Genomic DNA, 16,748 nt, shown 5'->3' on the forward strand with positions numbered 1-16,748 from the left:
AAAATGCGTAATTGTTGTAAAAATAGTCATAAAAAGCCCTTTTGTGTTAATAATTGCAAAAACTTTCCTTACAAGAATCAGGAAACTCGTAGTACAATACGGACAATTTTGTGATATCCAAATTTAAGGTTATAGAAATGGAATTAAAAGCATTATTTAATTTAGATCCCAATGTGAAAGTGCGTACTCGTTTTGCGCCGAGCCCGACGGGGTATTTGCACGTAGGCGGCGCCCGTACCGCACTTTATTCATGGTTATATGCGAAACACAATGACGGGGAATTTGTATTGCGTATCGAAGATACGGATTTAGAGCGTTCCACACCGGAAGCCACAGCCGCAATTTTAGACGCAATGGAATGGCTTAATCTGACTTGGGAACATGGTCCGTATTTCCAAACCGAACGTTTCGACCGTTATAACGAGGTGATCGATCAAATGATCGAACAGGGCCTCGCTTATCGCTGTTATTGTTCGAAAGAACGTTTGGAAGAATTGCGTCATCAGCAAGAAGCGAACAAAGAAAAACCGCGTTATGACCGCCATTGTTTACATGATCACGAGCATAGCCCGTATGAGCCTCATGTGGTGCGTTTCAAAAATCCGCAGGAAGGTTCCGTGGTGTTTGAAGATGCGGTGCGCGGCCGTATTGAAATCAGCAATCATGAATTGGACGACCTGATCATCCGCCGTAGCGACGGTTCGCCGACCTACAATTTCTGTGTGGTGGTGGACGACTGGGATATGGGTATTACCCATGTGGTGCGCGGGGAAGATCACATTAACAACACGCCCCGCCAAATCAATATATTAAAAGCATTAGGCGCGCCTATTCCTGTTTACGCTCATGTTTCCATGATTAACGGCGATGACGGCCAGAAATTGTCTAAACGTCACGGTGCGGTAAGCGTTATGCAATATCGTGACGAAGGTTATTTGCCGGAAGCCTTATTAAACTATTTAGTGCGTTTAGGTTGGGGACACGGCGACCAGGAAATCTTCACGTTGGAAGAAATGATCAAATTATTCGAACTTGAACACGTGAGCAAATCCGCCAGTGCTTTCAATACGGAAAAATTGTTATGGTTGAACCAACATTATATCCGCGAATTACCGGCGGAATATGTGGCGCAACATTTAGCCTGGCAATATCAGGAGCAAGGCATTGATACCTCAAAGGGTCCCGCTTTAACCGAAATCGTATCAATGTTGGGCGAACGCTGTAAAACCTTAAAAGAAATGGCCGCATCGAGCCGTTATTTCTTTGAAGAATTTGACGGATTTGACGAAGCGGCGGCGAAAAAACATCTCAAAGCGGCAGCTGTCGAACCCTTAGAAAAAGTAAAAGAAAAATTGACCGCACTTTCCGGCTGGGACGCTCATTCGGCCCATGAAGCCATTGAACAAACGGCCGCCGAATTGGAAGTGGGGATGGGCAAAGTAGGTATGCCGTTGCGCGTTGCGGTGACCGGTGCCGGTCAATCGCCTTCAATGGACGTTACCCTTGCGGGCATCGGCCGTGAGCGCGTGCTTGCCCGAATCCAAAAGGCAATTGACTTTATTAAGGCAAAAAACGCTTAATATTTAACCTGTTGATTCAATCTTTTTGATTAGTTGTTGACAGCAAGTGCGGCAAGTTATTATGATACTTGCCGCATACGGGGATATAGCTCAGTTGGGAGAGCGCTTGAATGGCATTCAAGAGGTCGTCGGTTCGATCCCGATTATCTCCACCAAATTTAAAGCCTTGAATTTATTTCAAGGCTTTTTTGTTTTTGCGTGTTACGTTCAAAATTCCGTAAAAATTAACCGCACTTTTATCGTGAAAAAGTGCGGTTGAAAAATGCGAAATTTTGCAATTATTTCTTTATTCTCCGAATTAGTTTATCTTATAGGTCGGTTATTGAGTAAAATTATTACCAATAAACGAAAAACCCTTGTATAATACGTCAGTTTTGTTTTCCGTTTTAGCGTGCGGCTATCAAAAGTGATTTTTATCAATGATAAAGATTATTTTTGCTAGTCGCAATTTGGAAAATAAAGCAGAATAACTTATTAATATAAAAGGAAAAAATAGTGAATCCAATTGTAAAACAATTTAAATACGGTCAACACACCGTAACATTGGAAACCGGCGCTATTGCCCGTCAGGCAACGGCAGCCGTAATGGCAAGTATGGACGATACTACGGTATTTGTTTCCGTGGTGGCAAAGAAAGATGTAAAAGAAGGTCAGGATTTCTTCCCGTTAACCGTAGATTATCAAGAACGTACTTATGCGGCAGGTAAAATCCCGGGTGGTTTCTTTAAACGTGAAGGTCGTCCTTCCGAAGGCGAAACGTTAATCGCGCGTTTAATCGACCGTCCGATTCGTCCGTTGTTCCCTGAAGGTTTCTTAAACGAAATTCAAATCATTGCGACAGTAGTGTCTGTCAATCCGCAGATCAGCCCTGATTTAGTGGCGATGATCGGCGCTTCAGCGGCACTTTCATTATCCGGCGTGCCTTTCAACGGTCCTATCGGTGCGGCACGTGTCGGTTTCATTAACGATCAATTCGTATTAAACCCAACCATGGCGGAACAAAAACAAAGCCGTTTGGATTTAGTGGTTGCGGGTACGGACAAAGCTGTGTTAATGGTGGAATCCGAAGCGGATATTTTAACTGAAGAGCAAATGTTGGCTGCGGTGGTGTTCGGTCATCAACAGCAACAGGTTGTGGTTGAAGCCATTAAAGAATTTGTGGCGGAAGCTGGTAAACCTCGCTGGGACTGGGTTGCTCCGGAACCGGATTCAGCATTAATCAGCAAAGTGAAAGCAATCGCCGAAAACCGTTTGGGTGACGCATACCGCATCACTGAAAAACAAGTGCGTTACGAACAAATCGACGCCATTAAAGCGGATGTGATTGCACAAATCACAGCGGAAGATGAAGAAGTTAGCGAAGGCAAAATCGTTGATATTTTCACCGCACTTGAAAGCCAAATCGTGCGCGGACGTATCATTGCCGGCGAACCGCGTATTGACGGTCGTACCGTTGACACGGTGCGCGCCTTAGACATTTGCACCGGCGTGTTGCCGCGCACCCACGGTTCGGCAATTTTTACCCGTGGTGAAACCCAATCATTAGCGGTGGTTACCTTAGGTACGGAACGCGATGCGCAAATTCTTGATGAATTAACGGGCGAACGCCAGGATACTTTCTTATTCCACTACAATTTCCCTCCGTATTCTGTAGGTGAAACGGGTCGTGTCGGTTCGCCGAAACGTCGTGAGATCGGTCACGGTCGTTTAGCTAAACGTGGTGTGGCAGCTGTAATGCCAAGCATCAGCGAATTCCCGTATGTGGTTCGCGTAGTGTCTGAAATCACTGAATCAAACGGTTCTTCATCAATGGCGTCTGTTTGCGGCGCATCATTGGCGTTGATGGATGCCGGTGTGCCGGTTAAATCCGCCGTAGCGGGTATCGCCATGGGCTTGGTGAAAGAAGACGATAAATTTGTGGTGCTTTCCGACATTTTAGGTGACGAAGACCATTTAGGCGATATGGACTTCAAAGTAGCGGGTACCCGTACCGGTGTGACTGCACTTCAAATGGATATTAAAATCGAAGGTATTACGCCGGAAATTATGCAAATTGCTTTGAACCAGGCGAAAAGTGCGCGTATGCACATTTTAGGTGTAATGGAACAAGCGATTTCGGCGCCACGTGCGGAAATTTCCGAATTCGCACCGCGTATTTACACCATGAAAATTGATCCGAAGAAAATCAAAGACGTGATTGGTAAAGGTGGTGCGACGATTCGTGCGTTAACCGAAGAAACCGGTACCTCTATCGATATTGATGATGACGGTACGGTGAAAATCGCCGCTGTTGACGGCAATGCGGTGAAAACCGTGATGGCGCGGATTGAAGACATTACCGCCGAAGTGGAAGCGGGCGCGGTTTACACCGGTAAAGTGACCCGTCTTGCGGATTTCGGCGCTTTCGTGGCTATCGTTGGCAACAAAGAAGGATTAGTTCATATTTCTCAAATTGCGGAAGAACGCGTTGAGAAAGTAAGTGATTATCTTCAAGTCGGTCAAGAAGTTCAGGTTAAAGTGGTGGAAATCGATCGTCAGGGTCGTATCCGTTTAACTATGAGAGACCTTGGTTCAAAAGAAGAATCTCAAGAACTATCTGTTGAACAATAGTAATTCTAAAGTTAATAAATAACCGGAGTTAACCGGTTATTTATCCTTTGTGAGATGTAGGTAAATTTTACCGACATAAAAATTTGTATTTTTCTACCGCACTTTTATTATTTATTATAAAGTGCGGTCATAAATTTAACATTTTTATCTCACTTTTGTCTGGCTAGGGCTTATCGGCAATGATACAACTGAAAAAGTTGTTTAACTTCGTAGTATTCTTACCCGGTTTATTTTTTGCATTTGCATTATCCGGCTGTGTTAATGGCGCGGATGATGTTTTTGTGTCTAAAAATAAAATTATCCTCGGTGAACAATACCCAAATGTGCATTTTGATCAGGAAGTGATGATTGTGCGCATTAGTCAAATGCTGATTATCGGACAATTAAGTAAAAATGAGCGAGCGGATCTTTATTTTGAACGGGGAGTACTATATGATAGCCTCGGTTTATGGGGGCTTGCCCGTTATGATTTTACTCAAGCCTTAGCGTTGCAGCCGAGATCGCCTGCAATTTATAATTATTTAGGTCTATATTTGTTGTTGGATGAAGATTACGACAGTGCATTAGAAGCGTTTAATGCGGTGTTGGAATTAGATCCGAATTATGATTATACCTATTTAAACCGTGGTTTAGATTTCTATTATATGGAACGTTACAACCTTGCTCAGCAGGATTTATTAAAATTCTACGAAGCAAAAAAAGACGATCCTTATCGCGCGTTATGGTTATATATTAACGAATTGAAATTCAAACCAAATGAGGCAACACAAAATTTGGCTCGGAGAGCGAAAGATCTTTCCACCGAATACTGGGGAACCTATATTGTTCAGTATTACCTGAACGAGATTTCTGTTAAAGACCTTTTAGACAAAGCGAAAGTTTTTGTTGATCCGCAGTCTTCGCAATATGCGGAAATTTTAACAGAAACTTACTTTTATCTAGCAAAACAAAAACTCAATGCAGGCCATGCGGAAGAAGCGGAAACGTTGTTTAAATTAGCCATGGCGAATCAGGTGTATAACTTTGTTGAGTATCGTTTTGCTTTGTTTGAGCTCGCTAAATTAAAGACAAATAGCGAACAAACGGAACAAGCTGTTGTACAAAGAGTGAAAACAACTCAGGCGCCGAATTCGAAGGAATTAGATGCCGAGTAATTTACATACTCATTTTTTCTCAACAAATTTTATATACACAAAGAAAGCATTGAGCTTTCCTTACTTACTATTCGAGTATTTTTAATGACTGAAACTAAAATCACTTTTGGGGATTTAGGCCTGCCTGAATTCATTCTTTCTGCTGTTTCCGACATGGGGTTTGAAACGCCTTCACCAATTCAACAAGCATGTATTCCGCATTTATTAAACGGTCGTGACGTGTTAGGTATGGCGCAAACCGGTAGCGGTAAAACGGCGGCATTCTCACTTCCATTGTTAGCGCAAATTGATATAGAAGAAAAACATCCGCAAATGCTGGTGATGGCGCCAACCCGTGAGCTTGCAATTCAGGTAGCGGAAGCTTGTGAACTATTTACTAAAAATGCAAAAGGCGTTCACATTGCGACACTTTATGGCGGTCAACGCTATGACATCCAATTACGCGCATTACGCCAGGGCGCACAGGTTGTAGTCGGAACACCGGGCCGTATTTTAGATCATATCCGCCGCGGCACCTTAAATCTTTCCGAGTTAAAGTTCATCGTATTGGATGAAGCGGACGAAATGCTGCGTATGGGCTTTATTGATGATGTGGAAACCGTGATGGCGGAATTGCCGGCACAACATCAAACCGCGCTTTTCTCGGCAACCATGCCGGAACCGATTCGCCGTATAACCAAACGTTTTATGACGGATCCGCAAGAGGTAAAAATTCAATCTACTCAACGCACTAATCCGGATATTGCGCAAAGTTGTTGGTATGTGCGCGGTTATCGTAAAAATGAAGCCTTGTTGCGTTTTCTTGAGGTGGAAGATTTTGATGGAGCCATTATCTTTACCCGCACTAAGACCGGTACTTTAGACGTTACCGAACTATTGGAAAAACACGGTTTCCGTGCCGCCGCATTAAACGGCGATATGACTCAGCAACTGCGCGAACAGACTTTAGATCGCTTACGTAACGGTAGCCTGGATATTTTAGTGGCAACAGATGTTGCAGCTCGCGGTTTGGACGTTGAACGTATTAGTTTGGTGGTTAATTATGATATTCCGTTAGATGCGGAATCTTACGTTCACCGCATCGGTCGTACCGGTCGCGCGGGTCGTTCCGGTAGCGCAATTTTGTTTGTAGAGCCGCGCGAACGCCGTTTGTTAAGTAATATCGAGCGTTTAATGAAAAAACCGATTGAAGAAGTGGACGTACCGAATCACGAAGCGTTACAGGCTCGCCGTCGTGAAAAATTCAAAGCGAAAATTACCAAACAATTGGAACATCATGATTTAGAACAATATCGTTTATTATTAGAAGGTCTGTTTACTCCGGATCAGGATCAGGAAGACATTGCGGCCGCAATGTTGATGTTATTACAAGGCAAACAGAAATTAATTCTTCCGCCTGAGCCGCCGATGGAAAAACGCGGTCGTCGCGAACGTGATGATCGTCGCGGAGAGCGAGGTGATCGTCGTGAACGTCGTCCGGAAGAGCGCCGCGGTTACGGCAATCCTCAACCGATGGATTTATACCGTATTGAAGTCGGTCGTGCGGACGGTGTTGATGTTCGTCATATTGTCGGTGCGATTGCCAATGAAGGCGATATTAACAGCCGTAATATCGGTCATATTAAACTTTATGATGAATATTCAACGGTAGAATTACCACAAGGTATGCCGAAAGAATTATTACAGGTTTTCGGTAAGGCTCGTGTGTTAAACAAACAAATGCGTATGACATTTGTAAGTGAAGCCGGTGAAACCGTAGGTCGTGAACGTCATGAAGGTCGCCGTAATGATCGTCGTGATAACGGTTTTAGACGTGAAGAACGTCGCTTTAATGACAGAGGAAACCGCTCTTTTAATGAGCGGGCGCCTCGCAGAGAGTTCAGAGAACGTAATGATCGCAGAGACCGTAGGGATCGTCGCAGTTAATAGCTGACAACAAATAAAGGAGCCTTGGCTCCTTTATTTGTGTTTGACGGCAAATTATTTGTCAGGACGAGTAAAAAACTTTCGGATTTTTGACCGCACTTTTAACAGATTAAAATTTTCAGCAAGCATAAAGGCGCTTAATTAAGCGCCTAAACTTGTTTACTCTTCAGATTTTTTATCTTCCGCTTCAACCAAACGAATTTTATTATAGGTTTCTTTTAAGTCGGTGCTGAAATTAATTTTCTGAATTTCTGTCAGCATATTTGATTTTACAATCATACGTAGCGGCTGGAATTGCATATTACACATATATAGCTCCTGGTGCGGAAGCATATGCTGAACAAATCTCGTTAAGGCATGAATTCCCCCAGCATCCAAAACCGTTACCGCACTGCATTGCAGTACAATATGTCTGATTTCATGATCCGTATGCACGGTTTTTTCATGTAAATCGGCGAATAAATTATCCGCGGCGGCGAAGAATAACGGGCCGCTGATACGATAAACCAATACGTCGTCCAAATCTTCAGGATGTGCGATTTCAAAGGATTTGGTCATTTCCGCAATAGTACGGATAAATAATAAGCTGGCTAATAGCACGCCCACGCTAATGGCGATAACCATATCGAAAATAACGGTTAATACTAAACAGGTCGTTAAAACGGCAATTTCATTTCTACCGGAACGACGGGCTAAATGGATAATTTGCGGTACGTTTGCCATATTCCATGCCACCATCAACAACAATGCCGCCATTGAAGATAGGGGGAGATAAGACAGTGCGCCGGCAAAAAACAGTAAAGCGAACAGTACTAATAAGGCGTGCACGATACTTGCAATCGGCGATTGTCCGCCGGCTTTTACGTTAGCCGCAGAACGGGCGATAGCCGCAGTTGCGGTGATACCGCCTAAAAACGGTGCGGCAATATTACCTAAGCCTTGTGCTAATAATTCGTTATTGGAATGGTGTTTGGTGTCCGTCATATTATCCAATACGACCGCGCATAATAAAGACTCAATCGCCCCTAAAACCGCCATGGAGAATGCCGCCGGCAATATATTTTGGATGATAGCGAAGTTCCATTCAATCACTTCGCCTTGGGCGTTAGGTATGTTCCAAGGTAAGGCAAATTGCGGTAATACGCTCGGAATACCATGACCGGTGGAGCCGTCCGGTAAGGTATATTCAAAAGCGGAACCGATACTGGCAACATGATAACCGAAGTGAATTAATACTAAGGATAATAAGGTACCGATAATTACCGCCGGTAAATGACCGGGAACCGGCAAACGTAATTTATGCCAGTTAATCAGCACTAATAAAGTTACGATACCGACCATAGCATCCGCCCAGTTAATTGTAGGTAAGGCGGTAATAATAGCCTGAACTTTGCCGATATAATGCTCCGGCATTTTATCTATGGTTAAGCCGAAAAAATCTTTAATTTGCAGTGTGCCGATAGTGATACCGATACCGCAGGTAAAACCAAGAGTCACCGGCAACGGAATGTATTCAATTAACCGCCCCAAACGGAATAACGCCATAATGACCAAAATAATACCTGATAATAAGGTTGCCATTAATAAGCCGCTAAGACCGAACTGCTGGGTAACCGGATAGAGAATTACCACAAAAGCCGCAGTCGGACCCGAAATATTAAAACGGGAACCGCCCGCCAGCGCAATAATAATCCCAGCTACGATAGCGGTATAAAGGCCGTGCTGCGGCGGTACGCCACTTGCAATTGCCAATGCCATTGAAAGCGGAATGGCAATTACGCCGACGGTTAAACCCGCAATAATATCTTTAACTAATTTTTGTGTTGTATAGCCTTCACGGAAGCTATCTTTTAAAGCACTAAAAGGTCTGACCGCAAGAAAGACGTTTTTAGTGATAAACCATTTTTTTAACATAGAAATCCGAATATAAATTGAACAAAATGAAAGGCATCTGTAAAAAAACAGACGAACTTGCACATTTTACTCCTATTTTGGTTATATATTAATAAGCTAGCTCAATAAAAAACAAAAAAAACTTGACGAAGGGACAATAAATTCTTATAGTTCTGCCACCTGTTATTCAACAGCCCAAAACGGTGAGATGTCCGAGTGGTTGAAGGAGCACGCCTGGAAAGCGTGTATGTGCGAAAGTGCATCGGGGGTTCGAATCCCCCTCTCACCGCCATTCAAATTTTCTGCTTTAATTTCTTCTGAATTTTTCAAATATTTTAGGCGATAATGTGGCCGTTTATAAAAGATAAACAGCTTCTGTTGTTCCGTATTTAGAAATTTTTAAAAAACCGACCGCACTTTTCTATTCGTATATCGATAATTCGATTATTAGAATTTTTCATAAAAATTAAAAAATCCTTTCATTTGATTTATAGTTGCATAATTTTCTATATTAAGTATTATTTCGCGCTCGTATTGCATTAGCTTTAGATAATGTAATGTTTTTAGTTTGGGTTCCCTCCCCCCAATTTCCAAAAAGGTATTTCAATGAAAACATCTCTTAGTATCTTTAATGATCAACAAAAACGACGCGCGTTAATTTTAATCAGTTTATTTCATATTTTAATTATTGCCGCAAGTAACTATTTAGTGCAGGTTCCGTTTGAAATTCATTTGCCTTTCACCGCATTAGGTGCAAAAGAAAATTTTAGTTTTCACAGTACTTGGGGGACGATTACTTTTCCTTTTGTGTTTTTGGCGACGGATTTGACAGTTCGGATTTTCGGCGCGAAAGAGGCGCGTTGGATTGTATTTGCCGTTATGTTTCCGGCGTTAATCATCAGTTATGTGATTTCAACCTTATTTTCCGACGGACAATATCAAAATATGTCGGCGCTGATGACCTTTAATAGCTTTGTATTCCGTATTGCGTTGGCGAGCTTCTGTGCTTATGCCTTTGGGCAATTACTTGATGTTTTTGTATTCAATCGTTTACGACGGTTAAAAACCTGGTGGATTGCGCCTTCGAGTTCTATGACTTTCGGCTCGTTAGCGGATACTTTCTTATTTTTTGCAGTGGCTTTTTATCAGTCTTCCGATCCGTTTATGGCGGAACATTGGGTCGAACTCGGGTTTGTGGATTATCTATTTAAATTATTTGTCGGCATTGTGCTGTTTGTACCTGCTTACGGCGTCGCCCTGAATTTTATCTTACGTAATGTGTTGGGGATAACACCGCAACACAGTTAAACTGAAAACTATAGAAGGAACCATCATGAATTTGAGAGAACATATTGATAATAATCCAATGTCTGCATACCAATGGACTGTTGTAATCATTGCGGCGATTATGAATTTACTTGATGGTTTCGATGTTTTAGCGCTGGCTTTTACTGCAACGGCAATTCGCGGAGATTTAGGTTTAAGCGGTGCCGAATTGGGCTACTTATTCAGTGCCGGTTTATTGGGGATGGCTGCAGGTTCCTTATTTTTAGCGCCTTTAGCGGATAAAATAGGACGTCGCCCGTTATTATTGATTTCAGTCACTTTATCGGCGCTGGGAATGTTAGGTTCCGCTTATAGTGCGAGCTACGGCGCATTAGGTTTTTGGCGTCTGATTACCGGCTTAGGAGTCGGCGGGATTTTGGTGGGAACAAACGTTCTGACCAGCGAATATTCCTCGCGTAAATGGCGTAGTCTGGCAATTAGTATTTATGCTTCGGGATTCGGTATCGGCGCCGTACTTGGCGGTATGTTTGCGGTGGTTTTACAGGAAGAATACAGTTGGCATGCGGTGTTTTTGGCGGGCTTTATTCTAACCGCCGTCTGTTTAATTGTGTTACTTATCTGGCTGCCCGAATCCATTGATTTCTTAATGACCCAACAGCCGCGCAATGCGCAGATCCGTTTAAATAAGATTACCAAAAAGATGGGATTGAAAGGGCAATGGACATTACCGGAAAAAGTTCTTGCTTCAGCAAGTAAATTGCCGCTTACGCAGTTGTTTAACAAAAATTATCGAAAATCCACCGCACTTATCTGGATCGCGTTTTTCGCTATCATGTTCTGTTATTACTTCGTCAGTTCATGGACACCGGCTTTACTAAAAGAGGCGGGCATGACGACGGAACAAAGCGTGAGTGTCGGCATGATGGTCTCGCTGGGCGGCACTTGCGGTTCCCTGCTTTACGGTTTACTGGCGAGCCGTTGGAAAGCAAAACAAATGTTAGTGCAATTTACCGTATTATCGGCTTTTTCAGTGATTATCTTTATTCTGTCTTCATCAATCCTGTGGTTGGCAATGCTGTTCGGTATTCTTGTAGGCGGCTTTATGAACGGCTGTATTAGCGGGCTTTATACGTTAAATCCAAGTATTTATGCCGCTAATATCCGCAGCACAGGAGTGGGTTGGTCTATTGGTGTAGGGCGTATCGGGGCGATTCTTGCTCCCCTTGCTGCCGGTGTTTTATTGGATTACGGCTGGGACAAACAAAGCCTGTATATAGGTGTCGGTTTCGTGCTGTTAATCGCCGCAATTGCGTTATCCCTATTGCGGATTAAAACAACATTAGTTAAATGTTAAAATCTGTAAAATAATCCCTGTTGGCTATTGTTCAACAGGAATAAACGCGGTATATTCACCCTCGTTTTATTATTCTATTATCCAATCTAAGAGGGAAAATCCATGGGTGGCATTAGCATTTGGCAATTACTTATTATTGTTGCAATTATTGTTTTACTTTTCGGTACTAAAAAATTACGTACTTTAGGTACGGATTTGGGCGAATCGGTAAAAGGCTTCAAAAAAGCAATGAATGAAGATGAGCCGAAAGATGCCGAATTCAAATCTTTAAATAAAGATGAATCCGCAACTGCCGGCTCTGAAAAAGTAAAAGACAAAGAGCAGGCTTAATCCGTGTTTGACATCGGTTTTTCTGAATTACTTCTTATTTTTATTGTGGGCTTAGTGGTACTAGGCCCTAAACGTCTTCCTGTTGCGATTAGAACCGTTATGGGCTGGGTTCGTACTATTCGCGGATTAGCCGCGAATGTACAAAACGAGCTGGCTCAGGAGTTAAAATTACAGGAATTACAGGAAAGTATTAAAAAGGCGGAAAACCTCAATTTAAAAAATCTTTCGCCGGATCTCGCAAAAACGGTGGAAGAGTTAAAGGCTTCCGCTGAAAAAATGAAAGCGGATTTAGATAAAGCGGCGGCTGAAACCAATACGACGATTGATGAGCAAATTCAAATTCTGCGTGAAGAAAATGCTCAGACTCAGTCTAATGACGTAGCAACATCGGATACCGTTGAAAAAAGCATTGCTGACGAATTCTCAATAAAAAATGATGAAAATCCTACCGCACTTTCTTCTGTCGTTTCTTCCGTGGACAGTATTCAAAACGGACAATCCGATTTGGAACTTGATGCGCAGGCGGAAGTGGACCGCCAGCTAGCGGCAATGATGGATAAATATGCGCCGCCGGATGATGTTGCCGAGAACCCAATTTCTACAGAAAAAACTAGTTAAAGCAAGTAAGAGAACAATATGAGCAGCGTTGAAGAGTCTCAACCCTTAATTACCCATTTAGTTGAATTACGTAATCGTTTATTACGTTCAATTATGTTCGTATTAATTGTATTTTGCGGTTTAGTTTATTTTTCAAACGATATTTATCATTTAATCGCTACGCCTTTATTAGAACAAATGCCGCAAGGCTCCACAATGATTGCAACCAATGTTGCCGCGCCCTTTTTTACCCCAATCAAATTAACCGGTATTGCCGCCGTATTTTTGTCGGTGCCTTATATTTTGTATCAGGTTTGGGCGTTTGTGGCGCCGGCTTTGTATCAACATGAAAAACGGTTGATTTATCCGTTATTGTTTTCCAGCACCGTGCTGTTTTATACGGGCGTTGCCTTTGCTTATTATGTTGTATTTCCAATCGTATTTGGTTTTTTAACAAAAACCGCACCGGACGGCGTTGCCATCGCAACGGATATCAGCAGCTATCTTGATTTTGTTCTGACGTTATTTTTAGCTTTCGGTATTTGTTTTGAAGTGCCGGTCGCCATTATTCTATTATGCTGGACAGGGGTGACAACGCCTGAAGATTTGAAAGAAAAACGCCCTTATATTATTGTGGCGGCTTTTATTATCGGTATGTTATTAACGCCGCCGGATATTTTTTCTCAAACATTGCTTGCCGTACCTATGTGTTTATTGTTTGAAATCGGGCTTTTATTTGCAAGATTCTATCGCCCGAAAGAGGATGAAACTGATAACGGCAGTTCGGAATTAACCAAACATAAAGAATAATCTCCATTCATTAGGCGCCGTTATGTTCGTGCCTGTTCATCTGTAAATTAAACGGAAAGACAAAAGGAAATATTATGACCCAGCAAATTTTCACCGGATTCCCGGCCCGTCGTTTACGTCGTTTACGCAAACATGATTTTAGCCGTCGATTAGTGGCGGAAAACGCGCTTACCGCCGATGATCTTATCTATCCCGTTTTCGTTATTGAAGGCGAAAACCGCAGAGAACCTGTTCCTTCAATGCCGGGCGTGGAACGTTTAACTATTGATCAATTATTAGTTGAAGCCGGTTTATTGGTGAAATATGGCGTGCCGGTTATCGCATTATTTCCGGTTGTCGGCGCCGAACGCAAATCTTTGATGGCGGAAGAAGCTTATAATACCGATGGTTTGGCACAACGAGCGGTACGCGCATTAAAAGCCGCTTATCCGCAATTAGGGGTGATGACAGATGTTGCATTGGATCCTTTTACCACCCACGGGCAAGACGGTATTATTGACGAAACCGGCTATGTGGTAAATGAAATCACTACGGAGGTGCTGGTAAAACAGGCTCTTTCGCACGCGCAAGCCGGTGCCGATATTGTGGCTCCGAGTGATATGATGGACGGTCGTATCGGTAAAATCCGTGAGGCGTTGGAAGCTGAAGGCTTTATCAATACGCAGATTATGGCGTATTCGGCAAAATATGCATCGAATTTCTATGGTCCCTTCCGTGATGCAGTGGCGTCTGCAGGTAATTTAAAAGGCGGAGATAAGAAAACCTATCAGGTTGATCCTGCCAATAGCGACGAAGGTTTACAGGAAGTTGCCCTAGATCTGCAGGAAGGTGCGGATATGGTTATGGTTAAACCCGGCATGCCTTATTTAGATATGGTTTATCGTGTAAAGGATTATTTCGGGGTGCCGACTTTCGCTTATCAGGTTTCCGGTGAATATGCCATGATGATGGCGGCTATTCAAAACGGCTGGTTAAAAGAAAAAGAATGTATTATGGAAAGTCTGCTTTGCTTTAAACGGGCGGGCGCAGACGGAATTTTGACTTATTTTGCCAAACAAGTGGCGGAATGGCTTTATTTGGAAGGCAAAAATAAATAATTCCATTACCATTAAATGGAATAGAGCGGACTATGCCGTTTATTAATTTATAAAAGTGCGGTCAAAAATTCAAAATTTTTGACCGCACTTTTTGTTTGTTATGCTCATAAAGTAAAACAGACGAATTTTAAAGAAAAAAGCATTTCAAACTCAAGATGCTTTTTAAATGACTAATTATTTATTAGTATCTTTTTCTAAGGCTTCTAACGGAGAAGCTTTTTGTATAATACATTGTTCCGCCAATACCTTGCCGACGCTGGTGGTCAGCATATTGGCATCGCCGCGTTCGAACCAATGCCAGTGAATATTGGTGTAGCTATTACCGCTTTCAGAGACCGTTGAAGTCAGCTTTTGTGTCACATTATTGAAAGTCAGGTTAATAACCGAACCGGATTTTTGGCGTTTTTTGCTCTTATTACCCGTATTAATATTACGAACTACTCTTACTTCCTTGTCATCCTTACAACGATATAATGTTGCCGTCCCTTTTTGTGTGGTTTTATCCATTACCGCCGTTTTTACCGCCGGTTTGGCTGTAGAAGGCAATGGAAGAACAGAAACCGAATTGCTACAAGCGGTCATCAGTAACATTGTGGAAAGTAAGAGTAGCGTTTTCAAAATGTGGCTCCGTTATTTACTGTATTGGTATGTCCCGTCAGCCTGGCGAGTAAAGGTTGCGCCGTTTGCCAACCGCATGGTTTTAACACGGCCTTGCGCATTTAAAGAAACCTGTACTTTATCACCCGGTTTGAAGTTGCTTAACGCACCGCCGGCACCGTTTGCTTTAGTCATTGCATTTACGTCGGAAATATTCAGATTGTTGTCACGGAATACTTGCATTAATGATGTTCCTTGCGGAATGACCAATGTTTTTGAAGCACTGCCGGCAGCGGAAACCGTAGCCGGTTTTGCGTCGGTGACGGATGGTTTTTTCGGCGCCGGTTTAACCGGTTTGTTTTCTGCCACACTTACCTTTTCAGTGGCTTTGGTTTTTTCTGCCGGTTTAGCTTTAACCTGTTCAACGGCTCTTGGTTTTTCCGTTGCTTTAGGCGTGTCGACAGCCTTAACTTTTTCTATCGGTTTTGCTTGTTCTGCAACCTTTGTTGTATCCGTAGTTTCAGCTTTCGCCGCTTCCGTAGCGACGGATTCAGATTGTAGGTTTGGTGTTGTCGGCGCAGGCGCTGATAAGGCGTTTTCCGCCGTTGCATTTGCCTGTTCGACAGCTTCGGTTGTCGGCGCTGTATTGTTTACATCAACATTTTCAATTGCTTGACTTTGATCCAGCGGCTGGAATTCGATCGGTAAATTTTTGTTATTATCCGTTTGGAAATCTTCTACCGTATCGGAACTCGGTTTTAACCAAAGTAATGCGAGTAATAAAATGACGACACAAATTAATGCGATCGCTAAACGGCGATGTTTTCTTGGTAATTTTTGCATTACCGCCCAATCTTCAGGTTTTTTCATCTTGCTTTTAACCTCGGTATCTGTTGTATCTTTTGATGAAGTTTCCACTTGAGGTTCCGCTTGAACATCTTGAGCGTTAAAGGATTCCGCAGAAGTATTAATATCCGAATTCATATTTTCAATGGACGCACTGGTTGCACTTGTGGCTGTTGCGCTAACGGTTTTCACCTTTTCTGCGATAGTGCTTTCCGTAGTATTTTCAATTTTTGCATTATCTGCGGATTCGCCGAAAGTCGGTTCTTTGCGCACAGCGAAATGATTGGGTTCCACCGCTTCTTTTTTGGCAAAAATGCTTTTTGCTTTGTTAAATAATGACGGTTCCGGCTTTACCACTTTTTTCGGCGTGATGGGTTCAACTTGATTAAAACCTAAATCCAACTCATTTTGTGACGGTTTTTCTGAAGATGGATTATTTTCGGGCGTTCTTTCCACGATATACCTCAATGCTAAACTTATTGTAACTGTTGCACAGGAAAGTGCGGTCACAAAAATCAATATTTTTGTGTGTCGGTTATCCGACAAAACTTTCAGGATTATATCCTTGCTTGTTTTATTACCAAAATCAATTGGAATTATAAATGGCAAAAAACCTCTCTATTTTATAGGAAGTTTGAGCCTTTGCCTAGGATAAAAACAATTCTTA

The 16,748-nt window shown here is 42.6% G+C and carries 13 protein-coding genes and 2 tRNA genes; 12 read left to right on the forward strand and 3 right to left on the reverse strand.

Annotation, left to right across the window (positions count from 1 at the left end; all coding sequences use genetic code 11):
* Positions 1 to 137 precede the first annotated feature (137 nt).
* From gltX to MS_RS02320, 5 genes are all read left to right on the forward strand, one after another.
* The gene (gene gltX, locus MS_RS02300; protein ID WP_041639542.1) at positions 138 to 1,580 is read left to right on the forward strand and encodes a glutamate--tRNA ligase; all 1,443 of its coding nucleotides are present in this window, start codon (positions 138 to 140) and stop codon (positions 1,578 to 1,580) included.
* A 79-nt stretch (positions 1,581 to 1,659) separates the two neighbouring features.
* Positions 1,660 to 1,735: transfer RNA gene (locus MS_RS02305), tRNA-Ala, on the forward strand.
* A 340-nt stretch (positions 1,736 to 2,075) separates the two neighbouring features.
* Positions 2,076 to 4,190 carry a polyribonucleotide nucleotidyltransferase gene (gene pnp / locus MS_RS02310; protein ID WP_011199672.1) on the forward strand — a complete coding sequence of 705 codons (2,115 nt, stop codon included), beginning with the start codon at positions 2,076 to 2,078 and terminating at the stop codon, positions 4,188 to 4,190.
* 179 nt (positions 4,191 to 4,369) lie between these two features.
* Positions 4,370 to 5,344, forward strand: a complete 975-nt coding sequence (gene nlpI, locus MS_RS02315; protein ID WP_011199673.1) for a lipoprotein NlpI — start codon at positions 4,370 to 4,372, stop codon at positions 5,342 to 5,344.
* Between the two features lie 84 nt (positions 5,345 to 5,428).
* Positions 5,429 to 7,270: a DEAD/DEAH box helicase gene (locus tag MS_RS02320; RefSeq protein WP_011199674.1), complete on the forward strand. Its 1,842-nt coding sequence runs from the start codon at positions 5,429 to 5,431 to the stop codon at positions 7,268 to 7,270.
* A 159-nt stretch (positions 7,271 to 7,429) separates the two neighbouring features.
* Here the strand turns inward: MS_RS02320 and dauA are convergent, their stop codons facing one another.
* A complete protein-coding gene (gene dauA / locus MS_RS02325) occupies positions 7,430 to 9,184 on the reverse strand; it encodes a C4-dicarboxylic acid transporter DauA (RefSeq protein WP_041639543.1) in 1,755 nt (584 codons plus the stop codon).
* 181 nt (positions 9,185 to 9,365) lie between these two features.
* Here dauA and MS_RS02330 point away from each other — a divergent pair.
* The 7 genes from MS_RS02330 to hemB all read left to right on the forward strand — a co-directional run bounded on the left by MS_RS02330 (position 9,366) and on the right by hemB (position 14,638).
* Positions 9,366 to 9,455, forward strand: a tRNA-Ser gene (locus tag MS_RS02330).
* Between the two features lie 314 nt (positions 9,456 to 9,769).
* Positions 9,770 to 10,471 carry a 7-cyano-7-deazaguanine/7-aminomethyl-7-deazaguanine transporter gene (locus tag MS_RS02335; protein WP_011199677.1) on the forward strand — a complete coding sequence of 234 codons (702 nt, stop codon included), beginning with the start codon at positions 9,770 to 9,772 and terminating at the stop codon, positions 10,469 to 10,471.
* A 25-nt stretch (positions 10,472 to 10,496) separates the two neighbouring features.
* The gene (locus MS_RS02340) at positions 10,497 to 11,804 is read left to right on the forward strand and encodes an MFS transporter (protein ID WP_011199678.1); all 1,308 of its coding nucleotides are present in this window, start codon (positions 10,497 to 10,499) and stop codon (positions 11,802 to 11,804) included.
* 102 nt (positions 11,805 to 11,906) lie between these two features.
* Positions 11,907 to 12,134: a Sec-independent protein translocase subunit TatA gene (gene tatA, locus MS_RS02345; RefSeq protein WP_011199679.1), complete on the forward strand. Its 228-nt coding sequence runs from the start codon at positions 11,907 to 11,909 to the stop codon at positions 12,132 to 12,134.
* Positions 12,135 to 12,137: 3 nt separating this feature from the next.
* The gene (gene tatB, locus MS_RS02350; protein WP_011199680.1) at positions 12,138 to 12,752 is read left to right on the forward strand and encodes a Sec-independent protein translocase protein TatB; all 615 of its coding nucleotides are present in this window, start codon (positions 12,138 to 12,140) and stop codon (positions 12,750 to 12,752) included.
* Between the two features lie 18 nt (positions 12,753 to 12,770).
* Positions 12,771 to 13,541 (forward strand): twin-arginine translocase subunit TatC, encoded by a 771-nt coding sequence (gene tatC, locus MS_RS02355; RefSeq protein WP_011199681.1) that lies wholly within the window; start codon positions 12,771 to 12,773, stop codon positions 13,539 to 13,541.
* Positions 13,542 to 13,615: 74 nt separating this feature from the next.
* Positions 13,616 to 14,638 carry a porphobilinogen synthase gene (hemB, locus tag MS_RS02360; RefSeq protein ID WP_011199682.1) on the forward strand — a complete coding sequence of 341 codons (1,023 nt, stop codon included), beginning with the start codon at positions 13,616 to 13,618 and terminating at the stop codon, positions 14,636 to 14,638.
* A gap of 174 nt (positions 14,639 to 14,812) precedes the next feature.
* Here hemB and MS_RS02365 read toward each other — a convergent pair whose 3' ends face one another.
* On the reverse strand, positions 14,813 to 15,256 hold the full coding sequence (locus tag MS_RS02365) for an MliC family protein (protein WP_011199684.1): 444 nt from the start codon (positions 15,254 to 15,256) through the stop codon (positions 14,813 to 14,815).
* 12 nt (positions 15,257 to 15,268) lie between these two features.
* A complete protein-coding gene (oapA, locus tag MS_RS02370; protein ID WP_041639546.1) occupies positions 15,269 to 16,537 on the reverse strand; it encodes an opacity-associated protein OapA in 1,269 nt (422 codons plus the stop codon).
* Between the last annotated feature and the right edge of the window lie 211 nt (positions 16,538 to 16,748).

The organism is [Mannheimia] succiniciproducens MBEL55E (assembly GCF_000007745.1).
Taxonomy (GTDB): domain Bacteria; phylum Pseudomonadota; class Gammaproteobacteria; order Enterobacterales; family Pasteurellaceae; genus Basfia; species Basfia succiniciproducens.

Excerpts from the sequence above, each read along its gene's own strand:
- gltX (WP_041639542.1), top strand. The coding sequence starts at position 138 with ATGGAATTAAAAGCATTATTTAATTTAGATCCCAATGTGAAAGTGCGT.
- nlpI (WP_011199673.1), top strand. The coding sequence starts at position 4,370 with ATGATACAACTGAAAAAGTTGTTTAACTTCGTAGTATTCTTACCCGGT.
- MS_RS02320 (WP_011199674.1), top strand. The coding sequence starts at position 5,429 with ATGACTGAAACTAAAATCACTTTTGGGGATTTAGGCCTGCCTGAATTC.
- dauA (WP_041639543.1), bottom strand. The coding sequence starts at position 9,184 with ATGTTAAAAAAATGGTTTATCACTAAAAACGTCTTTCTTGCGGTCAGA.
- MS_RS02335 (WP_011199677.1), top strand. The coding sequence starts at position 9,770 with ATGAAAACATCTCTTAGTATCTTTAATGATCAACAAAAACGACGCGCG.
- MS_RS02340 (WP_011199678.1), top strand. The coding sequence starts at position 10,497 with ATGAATTTGAGAGAACATATTGATAATAATCCAATGTCTGCATACCAA.
- tatA (WP_011199679.1), top strand. The coding sequence starts at position 11,907 with ATGGGTGGCATTAGCATTTGGCAATTACTTATTATTGTTGCAATTATT.
- tatC (WP_011199681.1), top strand. The coding sequence starts at position 12,771 with ATGAGCAGCGTTGAAGAGTCTCAACCCTTAATTACCCATTTAGTTGAA.
- hemB (WP_011199682.1), top strand. The coding sequence starts at position 13,616 with ATGACCCAGCAAATTTTCACCGGATTCCCGGCCCGTCGTTTACGTCGT.